At 73.8% G+C, this 2,193-nt stretch carries 2 protein-coding genes and 1 pseudogene; 2 read left to right on the plus strand and 1 reads right to left on the minus strand.

Features of this window, described 5'->3' with window-relative positions; genetic code table 11:
* Both H5J30_RS28630 and H5J30_RS28635 read left to right on the plus strand, forming a co-directional pair.
* Positions 1-326: pseudogene (locus tag H5J30_RS28630) on the plus strand (hypothetical protein); the annotation flags it as partial.
* On the plus strand, positions 323-1,876 hold the full coding sequence (locus tag H5J30_RS28635) for a DUF5719 family protein (protein ID WP_181790185.1): 1,554 nt from the start codon (positions 323-325) through the stop codon (positions 1,874-1,876). The pseudogene H5J30_RS28630 and the gene H5J30_RS28635, both read left to right, overlap by 4 nt.
* 15 nt (positions 1,877-1,891) lie before the next feature.
* On the opposite strand, the gene H5J30_RS28640 is transcribed toward H5J30_RS28635, so the two are convergent.
* Positions 1,892-2,193: metallopeptidase family protein (locus H5J30_RS28640; protein ID WP_181790186.1), on the minus strand; the 302-nt coding region annotated here is incomplete at its 5' end.

The raw sequence follows: 2,193 nt of genomic DNA on the forward strand, positions 1-2,193 counted from the left end.
GCGCCGGGCAGGCGGAGCAGGGCTACGGGGACACGGCGGTCGCCGACCCGTACGCGGCCCCGCCGCAGGGCTACGAGTGGGACGGCTCCGGCTACGGCGGGCAGTACGGCGGGACGTCGTACGAGGCGCCCTACGAGCCGCAGTACGACGCCGGTGCGTACCAGGGCGAGCAGCAGCCCGGCACCCCCGCGGTGCCCGGCCAGGGCGGCCAGGGCTACGGCGACGGCGAGCAGGACGCGTACGACGCAGGGCAGTACCCCGGCCCGTACTACGACCAACGGACCTACGGCGCGGGCGCCGAGCGGGACGGGAGCGACAACGCGTGAAGACCGGCCCCCTCTCCCTGATCGCCGCCGCGGCCGCGCTCGCTGTCACCGCGGGCGTCGCCACCCTCACCGTCCCCGACGGCGAGGACGACGCCGGCAAGGCCGCGCCCGCCGCGGAGCGCATCGCCGTCGAGCGCTCCACCCTGCTGTGCCCGCAGCCCGGCGACACGGAGGTCGGCGAGACGACGTACACCTCCTTCGTGCCCCCGGGCGAGGGTGACGAGGGCAGCGCCGAACTGCTGCCCGCCACAACGGAGTCCGAAGCCGCCGAGGAACAAGAGAAGAAGGACGACGAGGACGGCGACAAGGACGGCGGCGGGAAGAAGGACGAACAGAAGAAGAAGGACGACGCCCCCGACTCCGTCGCCCCCCTGAAGAGCGCCGGCACCCCCGCCGAGGCCACCACCGACGACGCGGAGGCCCCCGCGCTCGTCGGCACCGCGCAAGGCGACTTCGCCCCCGGCTGGAGCGTGCAGCAGACGACCCTCGTCTCCGCAGGCGACGGCCGCGGCCTGTCCGGCGCGCGCTGCACGGCACCGGACAGCGAGTTCTGGTTCGCCGGCGCCAGCACGATCGACGAGCGCCGCGACTACGTCCAGCTCACCAACCCCGACGACGAGGCCGCCGTCGTCGACCTGGAGCTGTTCGACAAGGACGGCCCGGTCGAGAGCGACGCCGGCAACGGCATCCAGGTCCCGGCCCACTCCAGCGTCTCGGTGCTGCTCTCCACGATCGCCGAGGAGCCGTCGATCAACGTCGCGGTGCACGTCGCCGCCCGCTCCGGCCGCGTCGGCGCCGCCGTGCACGTCGCCGACGAGCAACTCGGCGGCGACTGGCTCCAGCCCGTCTCCGAGCCCGCGCCCGGCGCGGTCCTCCCCGGCATCCCCGGCGACGCCACCTCCGTGCGCCTGGTCGTCTACGTCCCGGGCGAGGACGACGCCGACCTCGTCGTGAAGCTCGCCGGCCCCAACGGGTCGATCACCCCCGCCGGGTACGAGTCGGTGCACGCGAAGAGCGGCATGACGACGGCGATCGACATGCAGAAACTCACGCAGGGCGAGGTGGGTTCGCTCCTCCTGGAGCCGGAGGACGGCAGTACGGCACCGGTCGTCGCCGCCCTGCGCGTGACCCGCGGCAAGAACACCGAGCAGGAGATGGCGTTCATCCCCTCCTCCGCGCCGGTCGAGGAGCGCGCCACCGCCTCCGGGAACTGGGCGAAGGCCGCGAGCCTGTCCCTGGCCGCGCCCGGCAGGCCCGTCGAGGTGAAGGTGACCGCGTCGCCGGGCAGCGAGGGCGGCGAGCCCGCGGAGGAGACGTACACCGTCAAGTCCGGCACCACCCTCACCGTCGAGCCGCCGAAGGCATCCGGCACGAAGGGCACGTTCGCGCTCACCGTCGAACGGGTCTCGGGCGGCGAGCTGTACGCCTCGCGCACGCTGGAGACAAAAGAGGACGGCATCCCGATGTTCACGATCCAGACCCTCCCGGACGACGAGGGGATGGTCGAAGTCCCGGACGCCGGGCAGGACCTGGGCGTCCTCATGGACTGACGTGCGGTGCCGCCGTCAGTCCTGGCCGTAGTGCGGGTCCACCGACTCGGGGGCGACGCCGAGGAGTTCGGCGACCTGCTCGACGATCACCTCGTGGACCAGCAGCGCGCGCTCGTCGCGGTTCTTCGTACGGATCTCGACGGGGCGGCGGTAGACGACGATGCGGTCCGGCACCCCGCCGCCCGTGACGAGCCTGCCGAGCGGCACACCCCCGTCCTCCTCCCAGCCGGCCGGGCCGCTGCCGCCGCCGGGGACGTCGAGGACGGCGAACTCGACACCGGCGAGCTGGGGCCAGCGGCGTTCCAGGCGGGTGGCGG

It is taken from the genome of Streptomyces phytophilus, assembly GCF_013870535.1.
Taxonomy (GTDB): domain Bacteria; phylum Actinomycetota; class Actinomycetes; order Streptomycetales; family Streptomycetaceae; genus Streptomyces; species Streptomyces phytophilus.